The sequence below is a fragment of the Streptomyces sp. NPDC007983 genome (assembly GCF_042958345.1).
GTDB lineage: Bacteria > Actinomycetota > Actinomycetes > Streptomycetales > Streptomycetaceae > Streptomyces.
Genome location: NZ_JBIBJI010000007.1, coordinates 430,189 through 455,517, shown reverse-complemented (window position 1 = coordinate 455,517; position 25,329 = coordinate 430,189). Strand labels below are relative to the sequence as shown.

Here is a 25,329-nt window from a genome sequence, read left to right as displayed (position 1 = left end):
ATGACGGATGACACCGGAAAGGACGTGAACGCGATGAAGGTCGCCTTTCTCGTCGCCCCCGAAGGCATTGAGCAGGTCGAACTCACCGATCCCTGGCAGGCGGTCCGCGACGCGGGCGGCACGCCCCGGCTGGTGTCCACCGCGTCCGGCCGCGTCCAGGGGTTCCACCACCTCGACAAGGCGGACACCTTCGAGGTCGACCAGACGGTGAAGGACGCGACCGTGGAGGAGTACGACGGCCTGGTGCTGCCCGGCGGGGTCGCCAACCCCGACTTCCTGCGCCTGGACAAGCGGGCCGTCGCCTTCGTCAAGGGCTTCTTCGACGCGGGCAAGCCGGTCGCCGCGATCTGCCACGCGCCCTGGACGCTGGTCGAGGCCGACGTCGTACGCGGCCGCACCCTCACCTCGTGGCCCAGCCTGCGCACCGACATCACCAACGCGGGCGGTGTCTGGGTGGACGAGCAGGTCAAGATCTGCGACGGCGGTCCCAATGTCCTGATCACCAGCCGTAAGCCGGACGACCTCAAGGCGTTCGACGAGGCCTTTGTGGACGAGTTCGCGAAGGCCGCCGGAGCCACGGGCTCGGCGCGGAAGGGAGCGGCGTGATGACCGAGCAGCCGGACCGCAAGGAGCGGCAGCGCGAGGCGCACCGGGCCCCCGACCCCGCCGAAGGGCCGCTGACCACCGACCAGGGGGTGGCGGTCGACCACACCGACGACTCGCTCGCGGCGGGCGAGCGCGGCCCCACGCTGATGGAGGACTTCCACTTCCGCGAGAAGCTCACCCACTTCGACCACGAGCGGATCCCGGAGCGGGTGGTGCACGCGCGCGGCGCGGGCGCCTACGGGTTCTTCGAGCCGTACGAGTCCTGCGCGGAGTTCACCAAGGCCGCCTTCCTCCAGGACCCGTCCGTCCGCACCCCCGTGTTCGTACGGTTCTCCACCGTGCAGGGGCCGCGCGGCTCGGCCGACACGGTGCGCGACGTACGCGGCTTCGCCACCAAGTTCTACACCTCGGAGGGGAACTACGACCTGGTCGGCAACAACATGCCGGTCTTCTTCATCCAGGACGGCATCAAGTTCCCCGACTTCGTGCACGCGGTCAAACCCGAACCGCACAACGACATCCCGACGGGTGCCTCCGCGCACGACACCCTGTGGGACTTCGTCTCCCTCCAGCCCGAGACCCTGCACATGATGATGTGGCTGATGTCGGACCGGGCGATCCCGCGCAGCTACCGGATGATGCAGGGCTTCGGCGTGCACACCTTCCGGTTCGTGAACGCGAACGGCAAGGGCACGTTCGTGAAGTTCCACTGGAAGCCCAAGCTCGGCGTCCACTCCCTGGTGTGGGACGAGGCCCAGGAGTGCCAGGGCCGGGACCCCGACTTCAACCGGCGCGACCTGTGGGACGCCATCGAGGCGGGCGAGTACCCGGAGTGGGAGCTGGGTGTGCAACTGGTGCCGGAGGAGGACGAGTTCAACTTCGACTTCGACCTGCTCGACGCCACGAAGCTCATCCCGGAGGAGCAGGTGCCGGTACGGCCCATCGGCCGCATGGTCCTGGACCGCAACCCGCACAACTTCTTCGCCGAGACCGAACAGGTCGCCTTCCACACCGCCAACGTCGTCCCCGGCATCGACTTCACCAACGACCCGCTGCTCCAGGCCCGTAACTTCTCCTACCTGGACACGCAGCTGATCCGGCTCGGCGGCCCCAACTTCGCCCACCTCCCGGTCAACCAGCCCGTCGCCCCCGTCCGCACCAACCAGCGCGACGGCTACCACCAGAGCACGATCCACACCGGGACGAACTACTCCCCCAACTCGCTGGGCGGCGGCTGCCCCGCCCTCGCCGGGGCGGACGGCTACGCCTACACCCACTACGCGGAGCGCGTCGACGGCGACAAGATCCGCAAGCGCAGCCCCAGCTTCAAGGACTTCTACAGCCAGGCCGCCATGTTCTGGAACAGCATGAGCGACTGGGAGCGCAAGCACATCGTCGACGCCTTCCGCTTCGAGCTGGGCAAGGTCGGCGCGGTGCGGGTGCGGGAGCGTACGGTCGGCGAGCTGGCCCACATCGACTACGGCCTGGCCACCGCGGTCGCCGAGGGCATCGGCATCGCCAACCCCGCCCCGGGCCCCGACAACCACAAACCCGTCGCCTCCCCCGCCCTCAGCCTGGACAACCTGGGCGGCGACCACTCCATCCGCACCCGCACCGTCGCGGTGCTCGTCACGGACGGCGTGGACGTCGAACAGCTCACCCGGGCCCAGGAGGCGCTGACCGCCGAGGGCGCCGTCGTCGAAGCGCTCGCGGCGCACGACGGCAAGGTGCGCGGCAGCGACGGCAACGGTTACGCGGTCGACCGCGCCCTGCCGACCGTCGCCTCCGTCCTGTACGACGCCGTCCTGCTGCCCGGCGGTCCCCCCGGCACCCCCGACCTGGCCTCCGACGAAGCCGCCATGCGCTTCGTCCGCGACGCCTACCGGCACGGCAAGCCGATCGGCGCCCTGGGCTCCGGCGTCGGCCTCCTCACCGCCCTCAACCCCGACGGGCTGCACCTGTCCGCCGCCCACGGCCAGGTCTGTGCCGACCGGGGCGTGGTCACCGATACGACGACGGGTACGGCGAGCGAGGAGTTCACCCGCGCCTTCGCCGAAGCGATAGCCGCCCACCGCCACTGGACCCGCCCCCCGGCCCGCCCCTGACCACACACCACCGCGCCGGCCCTGCCCCCGCCACGGGGTGCAGGGCCGGTCTCTCCCCTACCCCGCCCCTTCCCGAAACCGGGGCGCTGCCCCGGACTCGAGGGGCAGCGGTGGGCTGCGCCCGGCGCCCATGCCGGGTGGCGCCCGCGCGCAACAGGTACCGGGGGCGAGCCGCCGCCCCGGACCCGGGGGGGAGGGGCAGCTGTGGCCCGCGCCGGCCTCCGCCGAGGCCGGCGCGGGCGCCGGCCGGATCGCTGCGCAACAGGTCCAGGGGCGAGCCCCCACCGGCCCGTGGGCACCGCTGCGCCGCCCCGGGGGCGAGCCGCCGGCCCCTGGGCGACCGCCGGCGCGGGGCCTCGGCCCGGCGGGGTCCGGGGCGGAGCCCCGGTTGGCTACGGTTCGCGGCCCAGCAGGGCCAGGAGTTTCGTTTGGGCGTCGGCGTTCGGTGGCGGGTCCACCGGGGCCGCGAAGAGGCCGCTCTTCTCCAGGTCCGCCGCGTACGGCGCGACCTCCCGTACGGAGAAGTCGACCAGCGGCTTGGGGAGCCGTTCGTCGGCGCCGATGGCCCGGGCCAGATCCCACGCGTGGACCGTCGCGTCGGCGGTCATCTGGGCGCAGTACTCCGTGGCGGGGCTCGCGCCGTAGGAGAGGGCTACGGTGCGTTCCAGGGCGCCCGGCTCGTGGAAGGCCGTACGGGCGACGGCGGCGACCGCGTCCCAGGTGGCGATGGGGTCGTCGCCGAGCTGGTCGCCGGACAGGACCTCGTCCTCGCCGCCGGGGCTCGCGCCCTCGCGGAGCAGCGCCGGGACCCACATCTGCTCGACCGCGAGGTGGTTCACCAGGTCCCGCACGGTCCATTCGGTGCAGGGCGTGGGGTCGTCCCACTGGTCGGGCCGTACGGCGTGCACCCGCTCGGTGAACAGGTCCAGCGCCTCACCGTGTCTGGCCAGCAGCGGATTGTCCGCGGCCGGGGTCGGATTCGCGGAGGTGTCAGTCATGCGCGCCGGGTACCCGCGCGCGGAGGGGTTAACAAACACGCAGAGGCGCCGGGCACGGGCCCCTGATCTCCCGTGCCCGGCGCCGCCCTCACTCTCCCTGCGGGCCGCTCGGCCACACGCCGGGTCCCCTGGCCCAGGGGCCTCAAACCTCCCGTAAGAATCCGTGTCGATGCCGTGGTGACGGGTACGCGGGAGGCACGAAACACCCGGACCGCCGGGAGGGAGTACATGCGACTCGGATTTCTGAATCCGCTGTTCGAACGCCCAGGCCCCTGGGCAACCGTCTACGTCGACACCTCGCACCCCGACCAGTCCGCGGCCGAGGAGCACGAACGCTCCGCCCGCGAGGCATGCCGCCGACTGGAGCAGCAGGGCGCCGACGCGCGCACGTGCCGTGCGGTGTACGACGAGCTGATGACGGTGACACCGGCCACCGAGCCGGTGGGCCGGGCCGTCTTCGCCTCGCGCGGCGAGGTGGTGCTCGACCCGTCGCTGACGGCGCCGCCCCAGGGCGCGCCGCACGCGTGCTGGTCGGCGCTGCCGCATGTGGGGCCGCTGATGGAGCTGGCGGGGGACGATCCGTCCTGCCTGGTGGCGTACATCGACCGCACGGGCGCGGACTTCGAGCTGCGCGGCGCGCGCGGCGAGAGGGACGTGGGGCAGGTGACCGGGCAGCAGTGGCCGGTGCACCGCACCGCGTCGGCCGACTGGTCGGAGCGCCATTTCCAGCTGCGCACGGAGAACACCTGGGAGCACAACGCGGGGCTGATCGCGGACGAGCTGCGGGCCCGCCAGGAGGAGACGCAGGCCGATCTGGTGCTGCTGGTGGGGGACGCGCGCGAGCGGCGCGCCGTTCACGACCGGCTGCCGGAGCAGCTGCGTTCCAGGGCGGCGGAGAGCGCGCACGGCGGCCGGGCCGCCGGTTCGGCCTCGCCCGGCACGCACGCCGCCCGCCTGCTGGACCGCGACGTGGACGAGGTGCGGGCCCGGCACGTGCACGACCACACCGAGGAGGCGATGGAGCGGTTCCAGGCCGGCCGCGTGCCCGCGGACGGCCGCGTGACGGCGGCGGAAGGCGTTCCGGCGCTGGTCGACGCGGCGCGTGAGCACCGCATCGGCACGCTGCTGATCCGGCCGGACGGCACCGACCTGTACCGCGAGGTATGGGCGGGGGCCGAGCCGGACCAGGTGGCGATGCGCCGTACCGACCTGCAGTACCTGGGCGACGGCCGGCCCGTCGCGGTGCGCGCGGACGACGCGCTGATCCGCTCGGCCGCGGCCACCGGCGCCGAGGTGCTGACGGTGCCGCCGGGCAGCGGCGGGGAGGAGGCGAACGGCGCCCCGGTCGGGGGCCTGGGCGCACTGCTGCGCTGGCCGTACGAGGGCGGCGCGACGCAGTGAGATCTCGGGGACATGACCATCCCACGAGCACAACGGACCCGTGAAGGAAGGGGACCGACATGCAGCGAGGCAGCAACCGGCTGAGCGTTCACCGGGACGAGGAGATGAAGCAGGAGCTTCAGGGCCTGATCCGTTCCGGCCATCCGACCCGGGTCGAGGAGTGGCACGACCCGGAGCCCGCCGCCGACGACGACCCGGAGGTGACGACCGGTCCGGTGCCGTCGCCGGGGGCGATCGGTGAGGCGGAGACGCTCCGCTTCGAGTTCGCCCGCCATCTGGGCCGTACCACGTTCCCGGCGGAACGGAGCGCCGTGCTGCGCGTGCTGCACGAGCGGCACGCGCCGGACCGGCTGATCGCCCTGGCCCAGGAGCTGCCCGCCCACGAGACGTTCCGCACCGTGCAGGAGGTGGTCTCCGCGCTGGGCCTGCGCCCCCAGGCGTAGGGTCCGCCCGTCCCACGCAGGATCCCGGAGAAGGCGAGCGAGATGCCTCAGTACGTGAAAGACGTCATGACGCCCACGGTCACCTCGGTGCGTCCCGATGCCTCGCTGGTGGAAGCGGCGCAGCTGATGCGCGCGCAGGACATCGGCGGGGTGTTCGTGGCGCTCCACGGTGAGCTGCTGGGCGTGCTCACCGACCGCGACATCACGCTGCGCGCGGTCGCGGACGGCGTCGATCCGCTGGCGGTCAGCTGCCATCTGGTGTGCACCCCGGACCCGGTGACCATCGGCCCCGACCAGGAGATCGCCGAGGCGGCCGCGCTGATGCGACGGCATGAGGTGCGGCGGCTGCCGGTGGTCCGGGCGGGCCGCCCGGTGGGCGTGGTGAGCATGCGGGATCTGGAGCGGGGACGGGCACCCACCTGAAGGTGGGACCGGACGCCAAGAGGGCGGCGGAGAGCGGCGGTTGCCGGTTCCCGCCGCCCTCTTTCACGCTTCCCCATCGTCCATATAGCAAGACAACTCTTCTCGTCATGCGAGATGGCGGCGTACGGTGGTGATCGCTTCCGACCGCGGTCGACTCGATGAGGAGTTCCGTCATGCCGAACGACGCCGTCTACACCCACGGGCACCACGAGTCGGTGCTGCGCTCGCACACCTGGCGCACGGCCGCCAACTCCGCGGCCTATCTGACCGGGCACCTGAAGCCCCATATGCGAATCCTGGACATCGGCTGCGGCCCCGGCACCATCACCGCCGACCTGGCCGAGCTGGTGCCCCGGGGCGAGGTCGTCGGCGTCGACGCGGAGCCCGCCGTCCTGGAGCGGGCGGCGCGGACGGCCGACGAGCGCGGGCTGGCCAATCTCCGCTTCGCGGTCGCCGACGTCCACGATCTGGACTTCCCCGACGACTCCTTCCGCGTCGTCCACGCCCACCAGGTGCTCCAGCACGTCGGCGACCCGGTGCGGGCGCTGCGCGAGATGCGGCGGGTGTGCGAACCGGGCGGCATCGTCGCGGTCCGCGACAGCGACTACGCCGCGATGACCTGGCATCCACAGGTGCCCGGGATGGACACCTGGCTGGACCTCTACCGCCGGGTCGCGCGGGCCAACGGGGGCGAGCCGGACGCGGGGCGCCGGCTGCGGTCCTGGGCCCTGGAGGCGGGCTTCGACGGCGCCGACATCACCTCCACCGCCGGCGCGTGGTGCTACGCCACCCCCGAGGAGCGGGCGTGGTGGAGCGGGCTGTGGGCGGACCGTACGGTCGCGTCCTCGTACGCCCGGCGCGCGGTGGAGGGCGGCCATGCCACGGAGGCGGAGCTGCGGGGCATCGCGGACGCCTGGCGCGAGTGGGGCAGCCGGGACGACGGCTGGTTCGCCGTCCTCCACGGTGAGCTGCTGTGCCGCGTCTGACGTGCGACTGAGGTTCAACTAGGCTCGCCCGCATGGACATCATGGGGACTTCACTGCGGGTCTGCGTCGACGATCTGGACTCCGCCATCAGCGTCTACGAACGGCTCACCGGCGCCGAGGCGTCCCGCTTCCAGCGCGGCGGCGTCTCGGTCGCGGCGGTCGGCTGCTTCTTCCTGATGAGCGGCCCGGAGTCGGAGATGGCGATCCTCCGCAAGATCACGGCGACGATCGCGGTGAAGGACGTGGACGAGGCGATCTCCGACCTGACGGCGGTCGGCGCGCAGATCGTCGCGGGCCCGATCCCCGCCCCCACCGGACGCATGCTGGTGGCCCGTCACCCGGACGGTTCGATCTTCGAGTACGTGGACCGCAATCCCGGCGCCTGACAGCACACCCCCGACCGGCCGGCGGGGGCGCCTCCCCCGGCGCTCCCCGCCGACCGGGTGATTACGCGGGCCCCAGCATGTCGCTGGTCATGGCCCAGCGGTCGTGGTCGCGCCACGCGCCCTCGATGTAGAGGAAGTCGGGCGAGAAGCCCTCCAGCCGGAAGCCGAGCCGCTTGACGAGCGCGGTCGACGCCTCGTTGCCGGGCTGGATGTTGACCTCGATCCGGTGCAGCCCGAGCGGCCCGAAGGCCTGCCGCAGCACCAGCTCCAGCCCCTCGGACATATAGCCGCGCCCGGCGGCGGGCGAGAACGCGCCGTAGCCGATCGAACCGCACTGGAACGCGCCGCGCACGATGTTGTTGATGTTGATGAATCCGGCGATCGCACCGGTCTCCCGTACGCAGACCAGGTAGCCGTGCCGGTCCCCCCGCTCCAGCTGGGCGATGAAGCCCTCGTAGACCTCGTCGGTCGTGGGCATGGTCAGCCAGGGGCGATGGAAAGAGGCGCTCTGCCGCGCGAGCCGGACGAATTCGGGGCCGTCCTCACGCCGATGGGGCCGGATGGCCGCGCGGGTTCCCTCGGCGAGATATGCATGATCAGGCATTGGCCAATGATGGTACGGAGGCCCGTCCTCCGCCACCGCCTTCGATGGCGCCAGACCCATCAGGTCACATTCATGAACGCGCTGCGCGAAGGACTCTCTTGGCTTTTCGGGCCCTCGCGAGACCTCAACACCAGGTCAGCGCTGCGGAATAAGTGCTTCACAGGCCATTGACCGAGTGCATGCAGAACCGTATGGTCCTGCGCACCACTCGTTGACTGTTCACAGGGATGAACATATCGCCAGGAGAGCACCATGGCACAGCAGGGTCCCCCCGGCCAGGACGCGGCGCCCGCCCCGGAGCTGGTCGACCGGGCGGTGAGCAAGTTCTTGCGGCGCGTCATGCCGATGCTGGTGTTGATGCTGGTCGTCAACCAGATGGACCGCACCAACGTCGGGTTCGTCCAGGACGACCTCAGTGCCGACATCGGAGTCGGCGCCGCCGCCTACGGCTTGGGCGCCGGGCTGTTCTTCATCAGCTACGCCATCTTCGAAGTGCCGAGCAACATGCTCATGGAGCGCTTCGGCGCCCGCGTCTGGCTCACCCGCATCATGATCAGCTGGGGAGCGGTGACGCTCGCCATGTGCTTCATGCACGGCGCCACCTCCTTCTACGTGCTGCGCTTCCTGCTCGGCATCGCGGAGGCGGGGTTCTTCCCGGGCGTCATGTACTACATGACCACCTGGCTGCCCGACTCCTACCGGGGCAAGGCCAGCGCCATCTTCCTCGGCGGCTCCGCGACCGCGTACATCGTCACCGGCCCGATCAGCGGCGCGTTCCTCGAAATGCACGGCATCGGCGGCTTCGCGGGCTGGCGCTGGATGTTCGCCATGGAAGGCGCCATCTCTATCGCGGTGGGCCTCGTCGCCGCGTTCTTCCTCGTCTCCCGGATCAACGACGCCCGCTGGCTCAAGCCCGAGGAGCGTACGGCCCTCACCGCGGCGATCGAACGCGACCGTGAGACCCGCAGCCGCGAACCCAAGGTGTCCCGGTGGCGTCTGGTGCTCCACCCGCAGGTCGCGCTGCTCACCCTCGTCTTCTTCGCCATGGCGCTGACCGGCTACGCCATCACCTTCTGGCTGCCGAGCCTGGTCGACGACATCGGCGGGCTGTCGCCCTTCCAGATCGGCCTGCTCTCGGCCATCCCGTGGATCTGCGCGGTCATCGCCATGTACACCATGAGCCGCTACACCGACCGCATGCCGGACCGGCGCCCCTACCTCGCCATCGTGCTGGTGCTCTCGGCCGTCGGCACCTTCCTCGCCACGCTCGGCTCCCCGTGGTTCGGGCTCGCGGCCCTCACCCTGGCCGCCGTCGGCAGCAAGTGCGGCGCCAACCTCTTCTGGCCGCTGGCCCAGTCCAGCCTCGACCTCAAGGTCACGGCCTCCGGGCTCGCCGTGATCAACTCCCTCGGCAACCTGGGAGGGTTCGTCGCCCCGACCCTCTTCGGCTACCTGGAGGAGACCACGGGCAGCACCAACGGCGGGCTCTACTCGCTCTCCGCCGCCTCCCTGGTCGCCGTCATCGGGGTCTACCTGCTGCGCCGCCCGGCGGCCGGGACCGGGGCCGGTGCCGGCACCGAGACCCCCGCCCCGGCGCCCGCGCCCTCCGCGACCTGACCCTCCGGGGTGACCCCGGCCCGGGCTATCCGGCCCGGCCGGGGCCGCGCAGGGCCATGGCCGCCGCGTAACCGGACTCCACGGGGACGTCGATCAGCGCCCACGGGCCCACCGGCACCGGCTCCCGGCCGGTGCCGACGTAGTCCTGCGCCGGGTCCTGGGACAACCCGGTGCCGATGCCCTTGAGATACGCCTCCTTGCGCGTCCAGCAGCGACCGAAGGCGGCGGGCCGGTCCGCCTCCGGGAGCGCGTCCAGCTCGGCGCGCTCCCTGGGGTGCAGGCTCTGGGCCACCTGATCCACCACGGAAGACGGCTGCAGCTTCTCCACATCGGCCCCGACCGGAGTCCCGGCGAAGGCGAAGAGCACCAGGTCACCGGCGTGCGACATATTGAAGTGGAGCGGGGCGCCGACCACTGCGGGGCGGCCGTGCGGACCGCCGCAGCCGGGGCAGGACTCCCGGGTGAACGGAACCCCGGCCGGGTCCACGCCCAGATAGCCGCCGAGCAGCTGCCGCAGCCCCATATGGGCCGCCGTGTACCGCTCCCGGTCCTCGGCACGCAGGAACCTCCCGGCCCGCTCCAGCTCCTCGGCGTCGAGGATCTTGCCAGGTGCGGCGGCGTCCAGACCGGCGGTATACGACGAGACGCTGAGCAGCCAGGTCTCGGGCTCGCCGCCCTGCGGCCATCCACCGGCCAGGGCGGTGGGCAGCGGCTCACGGCCGACGAGGCGCGGGGCCCGTGCGGTGGTCAACTGGCTCCTCCAGAACGAATGATGGCGAAACAGCTCGCATGCCGGATCGTGGCGCTGGCGCTCACGCTACCGCTCCCCCACGGCCGATGCCGCGCAGGGCGCTCATCTCCGCAGCTCCAGCGCCGGCACCCCGGCCTCCGGGAGGCCGAAAACCTCGGCGTACAGGGCCAGTTCGGCCTCCAGGGCGCGGACCATGGTGTCGGCGCGGCGGAAGCCGTGGCCCTCGCCCTCGAAGGTGAGATACGCGTGCGGCACCCCGCGCCCCGCCATCGCCGCCAGGAACCGCTCGCACTGCGCGGGCGGGCAGATCGTGTCCTCCAGCCCCTGGAGCAGCAGGAACGGCGCGGTGATCCGGTCGGCCCGGTGCAGCGGCGAACGCTCCCGGTAGCGGTCCGGGACCTCGGCGACCGGGCCGATCAGCGATTCGGCGTACCGGGATTCGAAGTCATGGGTCTCGCCGGTGGCCCAGGCGGCGGGGTCGAGGATCGGGTAGATGACCGTGCCGCACGCGTACAGCCCGGTGGCGGTGAGCGACACCGCCGCCGTCCAGCCGCCCGCGCTGCCCCCGCGGATCGCCAGCCGGGACCGGTCGGCGACGCCCTCGTCGGCGAGCGCCGCGGCGACGGCGGCGCAGTCCTCGACGTCGGCCACGCCCCACCGCTCGCGCAGCCGGTCGCGATAGGCGCGGCCGTAACCGGTGGACCCGCCGTAGTTGACCTCGACCACGCCGATGCCGCGCGAGGTGAAGTACGCGATCTGCAGATCGAGGACGAGCGGGGCCCGCCCGGTGGGCCCGCCGTGCGCCCACACCACGTAGGGCGGCAGTTCGCCGGGCGGCGCGGTGTGGCCGGGGTTGTGGGGCGGGTAGAGGTGGGCGTGGATCTCGCGGCCGTCCGCGCCGGTGAAGGTGCGGACCCGCGGCCGCGGGTAGTACGCGGGGTCGACGGGGTCGGTGTGGGCGCTGCCGATGACGCGGGCGCGGCCGGTGCGGGTGTCCAGCTCCACGACCTCGTGCCCGCTGCTCGGGCTCGCGGCGACGCCGACGACCCGGGTGCCGTCCACGGCGAGCGTCGGCTCCCACTCGGTCCACGGCCCGGCCACATCGGCCAGCTCACCGGTCTCGGGGTCGAGGATCCCGAGCGTCTGGGCGCCCCGCCCGTGCAGCACGGCGATCAGCCCACCGTCCAGCGGCGCGAACCAGCGGTGCCCGAGCTTCCACAACGGCCCCCCGAACTCCTCCCGGCGGGGGCACAGGGTGCTGCTCGCGATGACGTCCCCGCCCGCCGTGGCGGGGTCGATCCGGTCCAGATTCCACCAGCCGCCGAGGTCCGAGACGAACAGCAAGGAGCCGTCGGCCGCCCACTCGGCCTGCGCCACCGATTCATCGGTGTCTCCCACGAGCGGCCGCACCCCGGTGAACGGGCCGTCGTCCGCCACCTCGGCGACCATCACCACCGTGCCGTCCCACGGCATCCGCGGGTGGTCCCAGGCGATCCACGCGACGCGGCCGCCGTCCGGTGCGAGCCGGGGGCCGGTGACGAAGTCGTGACGGGCGTCGGTGAGTTCGCGCACCGCCGTGCGGTCCTCGGCGGCCGAGCCGTCCAGCGGTACGGCGGCGATCACGCGCCGTACGTCGGTCGGCCGCTCGCCGGTGAACTCCTCCAGGACGCACCACACCTCGCCGCGGTCCGGGTGGAGCCGGAGGTCCGCCCAGCGCAGGCCCTCGCCCACCTCCGACACCGGGGTCAGCGGGCGCGGCGGGGCGCCCGCAGGGGCGTCCGGCTCATACGCGTACAGCCGCTGGTCGGCGAAGTGGACGAACACCACCAGCGGGCCGCCGGCCGGGCGCGGCACGGCGGCCCAGGGGGTGCCGCCGTACCCCATGACCTTGCTGCGCGCGTTCCACGGCGGGGGCAGCACCGGCTCCTCGGTGCCGTCGGCCCGCAGCCGGATCAGCGCGCGGCGGCCGCCCTCGGCGGGGCGGGGCGCGGTCCACCACACCTCGGGCCCGACGGTGCCCAGGTACTCGGGGTGGCCGTCGTACGAGGCGGCGAGGGCGGCGTCGACCGGGGAGGGCCAGGTCCCGTACGGGGCCGTGACCGTCAGCTGCTGCACCACCGGCTCACGCCCTCCGCAGGAAGTGGTCGAGCACCCGGACGCCGAAGTGCAGGGCGTCGACCGGCACCCGCTCGTCCACACCGTGGTAGAGCGCCTGGTAGTCGAAGCCCTCGGGCAGCCGCAGCGGCGAGAAGCCGTACCCGCGGATGCCGAGCCGGGAGAACTGCTTGGCGTCGGTGCCGCCCGACATGCAGTACGGCACGGCGTGGCCGCCCGGGTCGAAGCGCTGGACGGCGGCGCGCATCGCCTCGTACGTGGGCGCCTCGGGCCCGACCGGGGCCTGCAGCGGGACCTCGCGGTGGTGGAACTCCCAGTCGACGTCCGGGCCGGTGAGCCGGTCGAGGGTGTCCCGGAACTCGTCCTCGCCGCCGGGCAGCATCCGCCCGTCGACATAGGCGGTGGCGCTGCCGGGAATCACATTGATCTTGTAACCGGCCTCCAGGACCGTCGGGTTGGCGCTGTTGCGCACGGTCGGCTCGATGAGGGCTGCGGCCGGGCCCAGCTTGGCGAGCAGTTCGTCGACGTCGAAGCCGGGCGCGTCCACGTCGGCCGGGATGTCCTGGAGCGCGGCGATCTCGGTGAGCGCAGCCTTGACGGTGGGCGTCAGCCGGACCGGCCAGCGGTGGTCGCCGATGCGGGCGATGGCGGCGGCCAGCCGGCTGACCGCGTTGGCCCGGTTGACCTTCGAGCCGTGTCCGGCCCGGCCGTGCGCGGTGAGCTTCAGCCAGGCCGTGCCGCGCTCCCCCGCCGCGATGGGGTAGAGCCGCAGCCCGGGCCCGGCGTGGAAGGTGAAGGCGCCGGATTCGCTGATGCCCTCGGTGCAGCCCTCGAACAGCTCCGGGTGCTGGTCGGCGAGGTAGCCGGAGCCCCAGGCGGCGCTGTCCTCCTCGTCGGCGGTGAAGGCCAGCACGATGTCCCGGCGGGGCCGCGCCCCGGCCCGGGCCCAGGCCCGGACGACCGCGAGGACCATCGCGTCCATGTTCTTCATGTCGATGGCGCCCCGGCCCCACACCACCCCGTCGCGCACCTCACCGGAGAAGGGGTGCACGGTCCAGTCGGCGGGCTCGGCGGGCACCACGTCCAGATGGCCGTGGACGAGCAGCGCGGGCGCGGCCGGATCGGTGCCCTCGATCCGGGCGACCACATTGGTGCGCCCCGGCGACCGCTCCAGCAGCGTGGGGTCGATGTCCACGTCGCTGAGCATCTCCGCCACGTACTCGGCGGCCGGGCGCTCCGAGCACTCCCCGCCGCCGCGGTTGGTGGTGTCGATGGCGATCAGCTCGGAGGTGAACCGCACCACCTCCTCCAGGGCCTGGGCGTCTATCGCGTCGTTCGCCTCCGGACGGGCCGTGTCAGCCATATTGCTCCTCCACCGCGGCCGATACGACCGTCGTGACCGCCTTGAAGCAGCGGATCCCCTCGTACATGGTCGGTGAGGTGTAGGCGACGCGCCGCTCGCCGCTGCGCTCCACGCCCGGTACGACGCTCGCCGCCCCCACCAGATGCTCGGCGTCGAATTCCAGCTCGATCGTGAACGGCCCCCGGTGCGGGGGTTCGTGGCGCACCGCCAGCTCGGTGGCCTCCCGCGCCGCCTCCCGGATGTCCGCGGCGGTGCGGGCGGGGGTGCGGCACACAGCCGCATACCGCGAGACGTAGTCCTTGACGGCGACACACCGGGCGTCCGGCGCATAGCCCTTGGCGTCCTCGCAGGTCTTGTCGTCGCCGGTGACCAGCACCACCGGTACGCCGTATTCGGCGACCACGAGGGCGTTGAGCAGGCCCTCACTCGCCCGGGCGCCGTTCGCCCAGACGCCGGTCACGGAGTTGGGGAGGTAGGTGTGGGCGAGCACGCCCTCGGTGCCCGCGCCGGTGTGGTAGCCGATGAACGCCACCCCGTCCACATCGCCGTGCTGCACCCCCTCGACCATGCTCAGCGTCTTGTGCCGCCCGGTGATCATCTGCGCCCGCTGGTCCAGCTTCTCCAGCAGCAGGTTGCGCATGGACCAGTGCGCCTCGTTGATGAGCACCTCATCGGCGCCGCCGTCGAAGAACCCCTGCACCGCCGCGTTCACATCCGAGGTGAACGGATGCCGGAAGCGCTCCCACTGCGGAGTGCCGGGCAGTACGTCACCCGGCCAGGTCACGCCGGTGGCACCCTCCATGTCGGCGCTGATGAGGATCTTCATGGTTCGTTACGTTACGCGCTGCACGGGGACCGAACCACCCCTGTGGATAACCCCTCTAGCCCGCCGCGACACCGGCCACCACGAACCACCGGGCGGGTAGCTCCACCCGTGAACCGTCGGCCCATTGCTCCGTCTGGGCCAGGGCCGTGGGGCCCTCGGCCAGGATCCGCAGACCCGCCTCCGCCAGCAGGTCCGGCACCTCGGCGTTCCCCGCGTCGGCCGGCTTGAGGCCGTGGTCGAAGACGCGGCGGAGCTTCAGCGGCGGGCCGCCGGGGCTCTCGGCCAGCCGGGCCAGCGTCGCCTTGGACTCCTCCGTCAGCTCCGTGACGAAGCCCCGGCCACGGCGGCCGATCAGGGTGGCCACCGCCTCGGCGACGGGACGGCGGTCGGGGGCGTCACTCTGGTGGATGACGGCGCGCATATAGACGTTGACGTCACCGAGATCCTCGCGCAGCTCACGCACGGCCGCCGGGTCGGTGAGGCTCAGCTGCCGGAACTCGGCGGTCCCCGCCGGATCGGCGCGCCGCGCGTGCGCAACCGCCGCATGGGACAGGTCGACGCCCAGGGCGCGGCCGAAGCGGGTGGCCAGATAGCGGGTCTGGGTGCCGTTTCCGCAGCCCAGGTCGACGATGGGGAGGGAGAGGTCGGCGTGCGGGGCCAAGCGGTCGACGTCCCGGGCGGCGCTCAGCGCCGGGTCGGCGTCCCAGATGGCCTCGCCGGGGGCGTCCGAGGTGCCCCGCCAGTAGCTCTCCCAGTTCTCCCGGTAGCTCTCCGACACGCTCATCGCCGCTCCCCACGTCCGTCGTCACGTCCGTACGTACCTACCCCGGCGTGGGTCAGGGATGACGCGCGGGACCGGTCAGCGCCTGCTCGAACCAGACGGTCTTGCCCTGCCGCGTCCGGCTCGTCCCCCACTCCCTGGCCAGCTCGCTGATGACGCGCAGCCCGCGCCCGAACTCGTCGTCCGGGCGGGCGTCCAGCAGGGCGGGCAGCTCGTGGTCATCGTCCGCGACCTCGCACAGCAGCGCCTCGGTGCGGACCAGGCGCAGCACCACATGGTGGGTGTGGGCATGCCGCACCGCGTTGGTCACGGCCTCGCTGACCAGCAGTTCGGCGGTCTCCACGGCCTGCGGGAGACCCCAGCGCAGCAGCCGCTCGCGGACCAGGCGGCGGGCCCGGCCCACCTCGGCCGGGTCGAGCGCCAGCCGCCACTGGGCGACGTCGTCGGAGGGGATGCCGTTGAGCCGGGCCATCAGCAGCGCCACGTCGTCCTTGCGGCCGCCACGCCCATCCTTCTCCCGGGACGAGGCAGCGAGCGCCCGGATGACGGTGTCGCACGCGTCGTCCATCGACGCCGCCGGGTGGGCGGCGGATTCGCACAGCGCCGCGAGACCGGCGCCGATGTCCTGGCCGCGCACCTCGACCAGGCCGTCCGTGCACAGGATGAGCCGGTCGCCGCGCGCGACCCGCACCGTGGCCGTCTCGAAGGGCACCCCGCCCACCCCGATCGGCGCGCCGGTCGGCAGGTCCAGCAGCGCGCTGCGGCCGTCCTGGGCGCGCACCAGCACCGGCGGGATGTGGCCCGCGTTGGCCAGGAGCAACTCGGAGCGGATCGGGTCGTAGACCGCGTACAGACAGGTGGCCAGATAGTGCTCGCCGAGCCGCTGCGCCAGATCGTCCAGGTGCCGCAGCAGCTGCGCGGGCGGCAGGTCGAGAGCGGCCATGGTCTGGACGGCGGTGCGCAACTGGCCCATCATCGCGGCCGAGTTCAGCCCGTGCCCCATCACATCGCCGACGACGAGCGCGGTGCGCGAACCGGACAGCTTGATGGCGTCGAACCAGTCGCCGCCGACCCGGCCGAGCCGGGTGCCGGGCAGATAGCGGGTGGCGGTGTCACAGCCCGCCATGCGCGGCGTCACCTGGGGCAGCATGCTGTCCTGCAGGGTCTCGGCCACGTTCTCCTGGTACGTGTACATGCGGGCGTTGTCGAGCACGAGCCCGGCGCGGGCGGCGAGTTCGGCGCCGGTCGTGCGGTCCATGTCGCCGAACACCTCACGGCCCGCGCGGCGCAGCAGCACCATGAAGCCGAGCACCACGTCGCGCGCCTTGAGCGGCACGATGAGGATCGACCGGCCGTTGATCAGCGGGCGCAGATCGCGCTTCTCGAACTGCCCGGCGATCCGGTCGCCCAACTCGTCGCTGATGTACGGGATGAGCACGGGTTCGCCGGTGACCATGCACTGGAAGAACGGGGTGTGCTCGGGGAACGCGATGCTCTCCCCGACCGGCACCGTGTCGTCCCAGCGCCCCGGCTCGTCGTTGTGCGCGACCCAGACGCGGTGCCAGACGGTGGTGACGTCGGGCGGGCCGTCGGGGAAGCCCTCGCCCGCGAGGACCTGGGCGCGCAGATGCGTACCGGCGAAGTCGGCGAAGCGGGGGACGGCGGCGCTGGTGACCTCGCGGATGGTGCGGGCCAGGTCGAGTGAGCTGCCGATGCGGCCGCTGACCTCGTTCAGGAACTCCAGGCGCTCGCGGACGGCGGCGTGTTCGAGGTCGTCCTCGAGGTCTTCGAGCGCTTCGCGCTCCTCGAGTGCCGCCGGCCCGGGCGGCGGCTGCTCGGCCGCGCGGCGCCGGGCCGCCCGGCGGGCCTGGCGCTCGCGGTAGCGGGGCATGCCCCAGTCCGGGGTCACCGGGACCCGCGCGTGGTGACTGATCTCCAGGACGGGGTAGCCGAGTTCGAGGACCTGGGCGACGATCCGGCCGCCGGTGGCCGGGCCCATGTTCGGCAGGATGTCCGGCAGCCGGTCCGCCAGCAGCTCGGCGCCGGGGAACTCGGTGTGCAGCGCGAAACCCGGCGCGTACCGCTCGTCCGCGGCGGCCCCGGTGAGCGCCGTGGCGTCCGCCGCCAGCACCAGCAGCCGCTCGGGGCCCGGCCCCGCGAGGGGGTACGCCCACCACAGGACGTCGGCCTGGGCGCCGTCGGCCGCGAGGCTCATCCGGGCGCGGCCCGCGGTGGGGTAGGTGCCCGGGCCGTCGAGGGCATCGTCCGGCTCCGCCTGGTGCGTCTCGTACGCCTCGTCCGGCAGGTCCGCCCCGCGCAGGGCGCCCGAGACCGGCATCAGATCGACGGCTGGGGCGCCGATGGCCTGCTCACGGGAGCGTGCGAAGAGCTTGCGGGCGCCGGAACTCCAGTGCGTGACCAGCCCGTCGGCGTCGACGACGACCACCGCGAGCGGGATCCGGCCGGACACCTCCGTCCGCTGCGCCGGAACCCTGGGCGCCCCGCCCTGCCCGCCGTCGCCGCGCGACGTGCCCTGCTCCATAGGCGGAAGACTCCTTCGCACGCAAGATCTGCGACACCGTCTTCAACGGTACGGCGGGGGTGGGGCACGGCGCGGGCCAATACCCGAATAGGTGTCATCTTGGCCGCGCCGTACCGGACATGCCTCCGCCCCGGTCCCCGGCGGAAGGCGGGGGCCGGGGCGGGGCGTCCGGTGGTCAGTCCTCGTGGCCCAGGTGCAGATCGCGTTCCGTACGGCCGCCGCCCGCCACCTGGAGCACCGTCGCCACCGGGGGGTAGCCCGCGGCGATGACGGTGTACTCCCCCGCCGACAGGTCGATGAAGCGGAAGGCCCCGTCCGCGCCGGTGGTCGCGGTGTCGACCACGTTTCCGGCCGCGTCCAGCAGCGTGACCCGGGCGTCCTCGACGATGCGGCCGCCACCGGCCCGGACGACGCCGCGCAGCACCGCGCCACCGGCCAGTTCGATGTCCTGGCGGGTCTCGCGGGCGGCCTGCACGGTGACGGGGAGCGCGGCGGGGCGGAAGGCGGGCGCGCTGGAGGCCAGGGTGTACTCCCCGGCGACCAACTCCGTCATCACATAGCCACCTTCGCGGCCGCTGCGCGTGGAGGCGACCACCTCGCCGCGCACGTCGGTGAGGGTGACCGTCGCGTCCCGTACGGGCGTGCCGTCGGCCGTGAGCACGGACCCGGCGAGGCGGCCCGCGCCGCCCAGGACGACGTCCAGTTCGACCGGCCGGTCGCCGACCGTGACGCTGACCGCCCGCGGCTGGTGGCCGCCGGCCGCCGCGATCAGGACGTACGCCCCGGTGCCGGGCGTGCTCAGCGCGTACCGCCCGTCCTCGCCGGTGGCGCCGCGCCCGATCTGGCGGCCGCTGACGTCGATGAGGGTGAGCGCGGCCCGCGGGACCGAGGTGCCGTCGTGGTGCTGGACGGTGCCGCAGACCGGGATGCCCGCGACGGGCGGCGGCGGAGGCGGCGAGGCGGCGTGCCGGGGCACCGAGCGGGCCGCCGGTACGACGGGGTCCGGCTGGACGCCGGGGTCTGGCTGGACGCCGGGGTCTGGCTGGACGGCGTAGTCGGTGTGGGACACCAGAGGTTTCTCCTTCAGCAGGAAGGCGAGCAGGAAGCCCAGGACGAGCACCGGCACGAGATAGAGGAAGATCCGCGGTATGGCGTCGGCGTACGCCGTGATGTAGCCGTCGCGCAGGGCGCGCGGCATCGCGTGCACGATCTGCGGGGTGACGGAGTCGGGGTCGGGCAGCTCCGGCCCGCCCCCGACCGCCCGGCCGCCCGTCCCCCTGGGGAACTCCTCCACGAGGCGGTCGGCGAGCCGATGGGCGAAGAGGGTGCCGAAGATGGCCGCCCCGACGCTGCCGCCGATCTGCCGGAAGTAGTTGTTGGCGCTGGTGGCCGAGCCGAGGTCGGCGGGGGCCACGGAGTTCTGCACGGAGAGGATCAGCACCGGCAGCACCAGCCCGATGCCGAACCCGAGGACGCCCATCCAGAGGCTGTAGTCCTGGCGCGAGGTGTTCTCCTCCAGCCGGGAGAGCAGCCACATGCCGCCGATCGAGATGAGGCCGCCGAGGATCGGGAACACCTTGTAGCGGCCGGTGGCGCTGATGAGCTGGCCGGAGATGATCGAGGACAGCACCATACCGCCCATCATCGGCACCATCAGCAGCCCCGACTCGGTGGCGGAGACGCCGTCGACCATCTGCAGGAACGTCGGCAGATAGCTGGCGGCGCCGAACAGCGCGACACCGATGACCGCGCCGATGAGCCCGGAGACGCAGAAGACCGAATCGCGGAACATCCGCATCGGCATGAGCGGTTCGGGCACGACGCACTCGACGACCACGAAGAGGATCGCGGAGCCCGCCGCGCCCAGGGCGAGCCCGAGGATGACGCGCGAATGCCAGCCGTACTCGGTGCCGCCCCAACTCGTCAGCAGCACCGTGCAGGTGGAGAACATGGTGAGGAACAGGGCGCCCAGGAAGTCGAAGCGCGGCCGCCGCAGCGGTTCGGGCACCTTGAGGACGGCCGCCACGACGGCGAGCGTGACCAGGCCGAAGGGCACGTTGACGTAGAAGCACCAGCGCCATGAGGCATGGTCGGTGAAGAAGCCGCCGATCAGCGGCCCGGCCACCGACGCGAGGCCGAACGCGGCCCCGATGAGCCCCATGTAGCGGCCGCGCTCCCGCGGCGGCACGATGTCGGCGATGATCGCCTGCACACCGATCATCAGCCCGCCGGCGCCCACGCCCTGCACGGCCCGGAAGACGATCAGCTCGTCCATCGTGCGCGACCATCCGGCGAGCGCGGAGCCCGCGACGAAGACGACGATCGCAAAGACGAAGACGCTCTTGCGGCCGAGGAGATCGCCGAGCTTGCCGTAGACCGGCAGCACGATGGTGACGGCGAGGAGGTAAGAGGTGACGGTCCAGGACATCTTGTCCAGGCCGTGCAGTTCGCCGACGACCTCGGGGAGCGCGGTGGCGACGATCGTCTGGTCGAGGGCGGCCAGCAGCAGGGCGAGCATCAGCCCGAGGAAGACCGTCCGCACCCGGGCCGGGCTGAGCCCGGCCCCCTCGGGGCCGTCGGGCGCGGGGCCGTAGGGCGCGGGGCCCTCGGCGGCGGGGCCGCCGCCGGGTGGCGGTCCGTCGTCGGCCTGCCGTCCCGCGGCCCCGGTGCCGGTGCCGGTGCCGGGGCCCTCGCCGGGCCCGGTTCCGGACGCGGTGCCGTCAGATGCGCGGGCGGGTGCGCCTGCCGGCCGATGGCCCTTCGCGAAGGTGGTCTCGGTGATCCCGCCCACGTCTGTCTCCCCTCGTCACGCCTGCGCCGCCGCCCTGTTCTCGCATTACGAGACAACCAGGGGCAAGCGCGACGAATCGACAAAGAGATGGGTCCGGGCGGCTTTACCGCAAGTGAGAGCATGTGCGCCCTAGGAAGCGCACCGCGGAGAAAACCACCCGAACCGGTGACCGTGACGCCGAGGCGGACGGAAGCTACTGGGCGCTCTGAGCCGGGAGTTCGGCCGCGAGCTTCTCCAGCACGCCGTCGTAGATGCGGGCGAGCCCCTTGGGCGCGAAGGTGCGCTCGAAGAAGCCGCCGATGCCGCCCGCGCCGTTCCACACCGAGGTCACGACGACCCGCGCCCTGCCCTCTCCGGCCGGGGTGACGGTCCAGGTGGTGACCATGGAGGAGTTGCGGTCCTTCTCCACGAGCTGACCGTCGCTCGGCTCGGAGACCTCCAGCAGGCAGTCGCGCACCCGCTTGCTGGTGGCCTGGAGCCGCCAGTGCACGAGGGTGCCCTCACCGTCGCCGCCCTCACGGACCTCGTACTCGCTGAACTGCTCGGTGAGCAGCCGGGGGCGGACCTCGCGGTAGTCGGCGAGCGCGTCGAACACGTCCTCGGGCTTGCCCGTGACGATGCGCTCCGTGGTGGCCTCGACCTGGCCCATGACTCTTTCCTCCGGTGGTTGCGGTTGCACTGCCTCACGCGTACGTGCGCGTCTGCCGCGCGTACGTACGCGTCGGCGCCCTTGCCCTGCGCTGGCAAGCCAACCACCTGCGGGTCACCCGCCCAAATTCGGGGTTGACGGAATCGAAGGGAACATGTGTTCTATTGTGATAGTGAGCGAGACCCCGGAGGTGCGCGCCATGCGCTGGGACAACCTGACAGGCGACGGCGAGACGGCCACCCCGGCCCTCTTCTCCGCCGACGCGGTGACGACGCGCACCTTCCCCGAGTTCCGCGGCATCACCTTTCACGAGATCCGCGCCCGTTCGATCGTGAACCGGGTGCCCGGCGCCTCCCGGATGCCCTTCGAATGGACCGTGAACCCGTACCGCGGCTGCACCCACGCCTGCGTCTACTGCTTCGCGCGCAAGACGCACAGCTATCTCGACCTCGACACCGGGCACGACTTCGACAGCCAGGTCGTCGTCAAGGTCAACGCCCCGGAGCTGCTGCGGCGCGAGCTGGCCACCCCGCGCTGGCGCGGTGAGCACATCGCCATGGGGACCAACGTCGACTGCTACCAGCGCGCCGAAGGCCGCTATCAGCTCATGCCGGGCATCCTCACCGCGCTCGTCGAGCGCGCCAACCCCTTCTCCATCCTCACCAAGGGCACCCTGATCCTGCGCGATCTGGAGCTGCTGCGCCGCGCGGCCCACGTCACCGACATCGGCGTCTCGGTCTCCGTCGGCTTCACCGACAGCGCACTGTGGCGCACCGTCGAACCCGGCACCCCCTCCCCCGAGCGGCGCCTCGACGCCGTGCGGACCCTCTCCGACCACGGCGTCCCCTGCGGGGTGCTGATGGCCCCGGTGATCCCCTTCCTCAGCGACTCCCCCGAGCAGCTGCGCGCGACCGTCCGCGCCATCGCCCAGGCCGGGGCGACCTCGGTGACCCCGCTCGTGCTGCATCTGCGCCCCGGCGCCCGCGAATGGTTCACGGCCTGGCTCACCCGGCACCACCCGCGGCTGCTGAAGCGCTACGACGCCCTGTATGACGGCGGCTCGTACGCGCCGAAGTGGTACCAGCGGCGGATCACCGGCATGGTGCACGACCTCGCCGCCGAATACGGCATCGGGCCATACGAGGCCGGGGCCCACCGGGCCGTCCCCTCCCCCGAGACCCCCACCGAGACCCCCACCGACCCTCCGGGCCCGGCCCAGCTGTCACTGCTGTGAGCGATGATCTCCCCGAGGCCCCACGAGCCGTGGGGTGACGGGGAGTTCGAGGAGGACGCATGTCCCAGCTCAGCCATGTGGTCGCGCCCGACGGGGTCGCGCCGGGGAACGGGTACAGCCATGTCGTCTGGGGCACCGGGCGCTTCGTGGCGGTCTCCGGCCAGATCGCCCTGGACGAGACCGGCGCGCTGGTGGGCGAAGGCGACCCGGCGGCGCAGGCCCGCCAGGTGTTCGAGAATCTGCGGCGCTGCCTGGCGGAAGCCGGGGCGACGTTCGCCGATGTGGTGAAGCTGACCTACTTCGTCACCGATGTCGCCCACCTGCCCGCGATCCGCGCGGCGCGGGACGAGGTCATCGACACCGCACGGCCCCCGGCCAGCTCGGCGATGCAGGTCGCGGCGCTGATCCGGCCGGATCTGCTGCTGGAGATCGAGGCGTTCGCGGTGATCGGGGACGAGCGCGCCGGCTAGCGGGACCTGGCCCGGGTGAGCGCCTCGGCCAGGCGGTCGCGGGCCTCGGTCTGGGCGGCGATCCGGGCGTCCAGCACGGCGAGCCGGGCCTCCGCGATGCGCAGGCCCTCCTGGGCCGGGGGCGCCGTCCCCATGTCGCCGTCCAGGCACGGGAGGAAGCAGCGCACGTCGTCCAGAGTGAGGCCCACCGCGAGCAGATGGCGGATGTTGCGCACCCGGACGGCGGCCCGCTCGTCGTACTCGCGGTAGCCGTTGTGCGCCCGTACGGACGTGATCAGCCCCGCCTGTTCGTAGTGGCGCAGCGCGCGCGGCGTCGTGCCCGTCGCCTTCGCCAGTTCCCCGATCCTCACCGGCCCCCACCTCCGGTGCCGTTCTATCAGCCGGTCTGTCAGCCGACGACCGCCCCGCCGTCGACGGGCAGGACCACGCCGGTGATGAACGACGCGCCGGGCGAGGCGAGTCGGCTGATCGCCCACGCCACCTCCTCGGGCCGCCCGATCCGCCCCAGCGGGGTGTGGGCGAGCTGCCAGGCCCGGACTTCGGCCCGCCGCTCGGGCGACAGCCCCGAGTGGTCCGCGATCGGCGTCTCTATCGCCCCGGGCGCCACGGCCACCACCCGCACCCCGCGCGGCGCCAGTTCCACCGCCCAGCTGCGGGTCAGCGTCTCCAGCGCGGCCTTCGTCGCGGCGTAGACCGAGTTGCCCGGCCAGCCGCGCAGGCCGACCGCGGTGGACACGTTCACGATCACGCCGCCGCTCGCCTCCAGGGCGCCGAGGGCCGCCCGCGCGAGCAGGACGGGCGCGACGAGGTTCGTTTCGAGGTGGGCGGTCGTCGCCTCCCGGGTGATGTCCTCCAGGGGCGCGGAGCGGACGATCCCGGCGTTGTTCACCAGGACGTCCAGCCGCCCGTACGTCTCGACGGCGTGCCGGACGATGTCCTCGGCGGCCCCGGGGGCGGTGATGTCCGCGGCGTACGGGTGGACGCGGTCATGGCCGCGGGCCGTCTCCGCCAGCGGCTCCGGCCGCCGCCCGACGGCCACCACCCGCGCGCCCTCCCCGGCGAGCGCGCGGGCCGTGGCGCGGCCGATACCGGTACCGGCTCCGGTGACGAGGGCAACGGGCTTCGCTTGCGAGGTGTTTCCCATGGCGGAGATCGTGTGACCCTGCCGCCAGTGTCAACGTCAAGCCACCTACGGTGGACGCATATGGACGGGGCATGGGTACCGGTAAGGGAGATGACCGAGTCCGACATCGACGCCGTGGCGACGGTGCGGGTACGGGGGTGGCAGAAGGCGTACACGGGACTGATGCCGCAGACGTATCTGGACGGCCTGAGCGTCGAGGAGGACGCCGAGCGGCGGCGGGAGTTCTTCTCCCGGGGGCTCGGCGACGTGGTCAACCTGGTGGCGGAGGACGCCGCCGGCGAGGTGGTCGGCTGGTCCTGCTTCGGCCCGTACCGGGACCGCGATCTGCCGCCCGGGGACGCCGAGTTGTATGCCCTCTACGTGCACCCCTCCCGGCTGGGCACGGGCATCGGGCGCGCCCTCCTCGACGAGACCCGCCGCCGGGTCGCCGAGCGCGGCTTCCCGCATCTGCGGCTGTGGGTGCTGGAGGAGAACCGGCGGGCCCGTCACTTCTACGAGCGGGCGGGCTTCGTGACGGATGGGGGCGCGGAGAGGTACAAGGTGGAGGGCGCGGCGGTCCCGGAACTGCGCTACGCCCTACGCCTACCCGACCCCTGACCCCACCCGGGGCCCACCCGGGCGCCCGGCCCCTGCGGCCTGCCCTCGACACCGCCGGGGGCGCGCCCCCACCACCTGCCGCACCGCGGGGGCCTTCCCCGAAACCGGGCCCCCGGACTCACCAGGGCTCCGTGCCCCGAACCCTGCCGGCTCCGGGCCGCTTGGCGTGACGTGGGAGCCTTTCCCCCACCCCGCCCCTCCCCGAAACCCGGGGCACAGCCCCGGGCCCTGCCCCGCGGCCCGCCGCCCGCGACGTCACCCGACCCGTGCCGCGCGCCCGCCGCCTGCTGTGGCGCGAGGGCTTTCCCCTCCGTCCGCACCCCGCCGGGGCTCCGCCCCTGAATCCCCGGTCCCTGGCCGCGAGGCCCGACAGGGCACGCAGCGCCTGGCTCGGGCGCTGGGCCGGCGGGGCCGGGGTTCCGCGCCACAGCACGCCGGGCCGGTGGGGGTCCGGGGGCTTGCCCCCGGGTTCGGGGGGCGGGGTGGGGGAAGAGCCG

Annotated in this window: 23 protein-coding genes; 11 read left to right on the top strand and 12 right to left on the bottom strand. The window is 72.9% G+C overall.

From position 1 onward, the window contains the following. Positions 1-33 precede the first annotated feature (33 nt). Both ACFZCY_RS24585 and ACFZCY_RS24580 read left to right on the top strand, forming a co-directional pair. The gene (locus tag ACFZCY_RS24585; protein WP_391177239.1) at positions 34-606 is read left to right on the top strand and encodes a DJ-1/PfpI/YhbO family deglycase/protease; all 573 of its coding nucleotides are present in this window, start codon (positions 34-36) and stop codon (positions 604-606) included. Then, positions 606-2,711: a catalase gene (locus tag ACFZCY_RS24580; RefSeq protein WP_391177061.1), complete on the top strand. Its 2,106-nt coding sequence runs from the start codon at positions 606-608 to the stop codon at positions 2,709-2,711. Before ACFZCY_RS24585 ends, ACFZCY_RS24580 begins: the two co-directional genes overlap by 1 nt. A 392-nt stretch (positions 2,712-3,103) precedes the next feature. Here ACFZCY_RS24580 and ACFZCY_RS24575 read toward each other — a convergent pair whose 3' ends face one another. Beyond that, positions 3,104-3,709 carry a TIGR03086 family metal-binding protein gene (locus ACFZCY_RS24575; protein ID WP_391177058.1) on the bottom strand — a complete coding sequence of 202 codons (606 nt, stop codon included), beginning with the start codon at positions 3,707-3,709 and terminating at the stop codon, positions 3,104-3,106. Between the two features lie 228 nt (positions 3,710-3,937). Here ACFZCY_RS24575 and ACFZCY_RS24570 point away from each other — a divergent pair, with 228 nt between their 5' ends. The 5 genes from ACFZCY_RS24570 to ACFZCY_RS24550 all read left to right on the top strand — a co-directional run bounded on the left by ACFZCY_RS24570 (position 3,938) and on the right by ACFZCY_RS24550 (position 7,348). Next, positions 3,938-5,110: a Vms1/Ankzf1 family peptidyl-tRNA hydrolase gene (locus ACFZCY_RS24570; protein ID WP_391177055.1), complete on the top strand. Its 1,173-nt coding sequence runs from the start codon at positions 3,938-3,940 to the stop codon at positions 5,108-5,110. A 59-nt stretch (positions 5,111-5,169) separates the two neighbouring features. Next, the gene (locus ACFZCY_RS24565) at positions 5,170-5,553 is read left to right on the top strand and encodes a DUF2795 domain-containing protein (protein WP_391177053.1); all 384 of its coding nucleotides are present in this window, start codon (positions 5,170-5,172) and stop codon (positions 5,551-5,553) included. 42 nt (positions 5,554-5,595) lie between these two features. Next, complete coding sequence (locus ACFZCY_RS24560; RefSeq protein WP_391177050.1) at positions 5,596-5,976, top strand: CBS domain-containing protein; 381 nt, start codon at positions 5,596-5,598, stop codon at positions 5,974-5,976. 173 nt (positions 5,977-6,149) lie between these two features. Continuing rightward, positions 6,150-6,962 carry a methyltransferase domain-containing protein gene (locus tag ACFZCY_RS24555; protein ID WP_391177047.1) on the top strand — a complete coding sequence of 271 codons (813 nt, stop codon included), beginning with the start codon at positions 6,150-6,152 and terminating at the stop codon, positions 6,960-6,962. Positions 6,963-6,994: 32 nt separating this feature from the next. After that, positions 6,995-7,348: a VOC family protein gene (locus ACFZCY_RS24550; protein WP_391177044.1), complete on the top strand. Its 354-nt coding sequence runs from the start codon at positions 6,995-6,997 to the stop codon at positions 7,346-7,348. A gap of 61 nt (positions 7,349-7,409) precedes the next feature. Here the strand turns inward: ACFZCY_RS24550 and ACFZCY_RS24545 are convergent, their stop codons facing one another. Continuing rightward, a complete protein-coding gene (locus ACFZCY_RS24545) occupies positions 7,410-7,952 on the bottom strand; it encodes a GNAT family N-acetyltransferase (protein ID WP_391177041.1) in 543 nt (180 codons plus the stop codon). Between the two features lie 252 nt (positions 7,953-8,204). Between ACFZCY_RS24545 and ACFZCY_RS24540 the strand changes: the two genes are divergently transcribed. Next, complete coding sequence (locus ACFZCY_RS24540) at positions 8,205-9,569, top strand: MFS transporter (protein ID WP_391177038.1); 1,365 nt, start codon at positions 8,205-8,207, stop codon at positions 9,567-9,569. 25 nt (positions 9,570-9,594) lie between these two features. Here ACFZCY_RS24540 and ACFZCY_RS24535 read toward each other — a convergent pair whose 3' ends face one another. The 8 genes from ACFZCY_RS24535 to ACFZCY_RS24500 all read right to left on the bottom strand — a co-directional run bounded on the left by ACFZCY_RS24535 (position 9,595) and on the right by ACFZCY_RS24500 (position 21,387). Further along, a complete protein-coding gene (locus tag ACFZCY_RS24535) occupies positions 9,595-10,320 on the bottom strand; it encodes a 4'-phosphopantetheinyl transferase superfamily protein (RefSeq protein WP_391177035.1) in 726 nt (241 codons plus the stop codon). Between the two features lie 102 nt (positions 10,321-10,422). Continuing rightward, entirely contained in the window at positions 10,423-12,426 is a 2,004-nt protein-coding gene (locus ACFZCY_RS24530) for a prolyl oligopeptidase family serine peptidase (RefSeq protein WP_391177236.1), read from the bottom strand. Between the two features lie 16 nt (positions 12,427-12,442). Next, on the bottom strand, positions 12,443-13,798 hold the full coding sequence (locus ACFZCY_RS24525) for a M20/M25/M40 family metallo-hydrolase (protein ID WP_391177032.1): 1,356 nt from the start codon (positions 13,796-13,798) through the stop codon (positions 12,443-12,445). Then, positions 13,791-14,624, bottom strand: a complete 834-nt coding sequence (locus ACFZCY_RS24520; RefSeq protein WP_391177029.1) for a M55 family metallopeptidase — start codon at positions 14,622-14,624, stop codon at positions 13,791-13,793. The genes ACFZCY_RS24525 and ACFZCY_RS24520 overlap by 8 nt, the downstream gene beginning before the upstream one ends. Positions 14,625-14,679: 55 nt before the next feature. Then, positions 14,680-15,408 carry a methyltransferase domain-containing protein gene (locus ACFZCY_RS24515; protein WP_391177026.1) on the bottom strand — a complete coding sequence of 243 codons (729 nt, stop codon included), beginning with the start codon at positions 15,406-15,408 and terminating at the stop codon, positions 14,680-14,682. A 52-nt stretch (positions 15,409-15,460) separates the two neighbouring features. Beyond that, positions 15,461-17,947 carry a SpoIIE family protein phosphatase gene (locus ACFZCY_RS24510; protein ID WP_391177023.1) on the bottom strand — a complete coding sequence of 829 codons (2,487 nt, stop codon included), beginning with the start codon at positions 17,945-17,947 and terminating at the stop codon, positions 15,461-15,463. Between the two features lie 175 nt (positions 17,948-18,122). After that, positions 18,123-20,738 carry a DHA2 family efflux MFS transporter permease subunit gene (locus tag ACFZCY_RS24505; protein ID WP_391177020.1) on the bottom strand — a complete coding sequence of 872 codons (2,616 nt, stop codon included), beginning with the start codon at positions 20,736-20,738 and terminating at the stop codon, positions 18,123-18,125. Positions 20,739-20,931: 193 nt separating this feature from the next. After that, complete coding sequence (locus ACFZCY_RS24500; protein ID WP_391177017.1) at positions 20,932-21,387, bottom strand: SRPBCC family protein; 456 nt, start codon at positions 21,385-21,387, stop codon at positions 20,932-20,934. Positions 21,388-21,586: 199 nt separating this feature from the next. Here ACFZCY_RS24500 and ACFZCY_RS24495 point away from each other — a divergent pair, with 199 nt between their 5' ends. After that, complete coding sequence (locus tag ACFZCY_RS24495; RefSeq protein ID WP_391177233.1) at positions 21,587-22,621, top strand: Rv2578c family radical SAM protein; 1,035 nt, start codon at positions 21,587-21,589, stop codon at positions 22,619-22,621. A 59-nt stretch (positions 22,622-22,680) separates the two neighbouring features. After that, entirely contained in the window at positions 22,681-23,091 is a 411-nt protein-coding gene (locus ACFZCY_RS24490; protein ID WP_391177014.1) for a Rid family hydrolase, read from the top strand. On the opposite strand, the gene ACFZCY_RS24485 is transcribed toward ACFZCY_RS24490, so the two are convergent. Together ACFZCY_RS24485 and ACFZCY_RS24480 are read right to left on the bottom strand one after the other, a co-directional pair. Next, complete coding sequence (locus tag ACFZCY_RS24485) at positions 23,088-23,441, bottom strand: MerR family transcriptional regulator (protein ID WP_391177012.1); 354 nt, start codon at positions 23,439-23,441, stop codon at positions 23,088-23,090. The genes ACFZCY_RS24490 and ACFZCY_RS24485 overlap by 4 nt on opposite strands. 38 nt (positions 23,442-23,479) lie before the next feature. Then, positions 23,480-24,235, bottom strand: coding sequence for an SDR family oxidoreductase (locus ACFZCY_RS24480; RefSeq protein ID WP_391177009.1), 756 nt, complete (start codon positions 24,233-24,235; stop codon positions 23,480-23,482). A gap of 90 nt (positions 24,236-24,325) precedes the next feature. Between ACFZCY_RS24480 and ACFZCY_RS24475 the strand changes: the two genes are divergently transcribed. Beyond that, entirely contained in the window at positions 24,326-24,832 is a 507-nt protein-coding gene (locus ACFZCY_RS24475) for a GNAT family N-acetyltransferase (protein ID WP_391177006.1), read from the top strand. Positions 24,833-25,329: the final 497 nt, after the last annotated feature.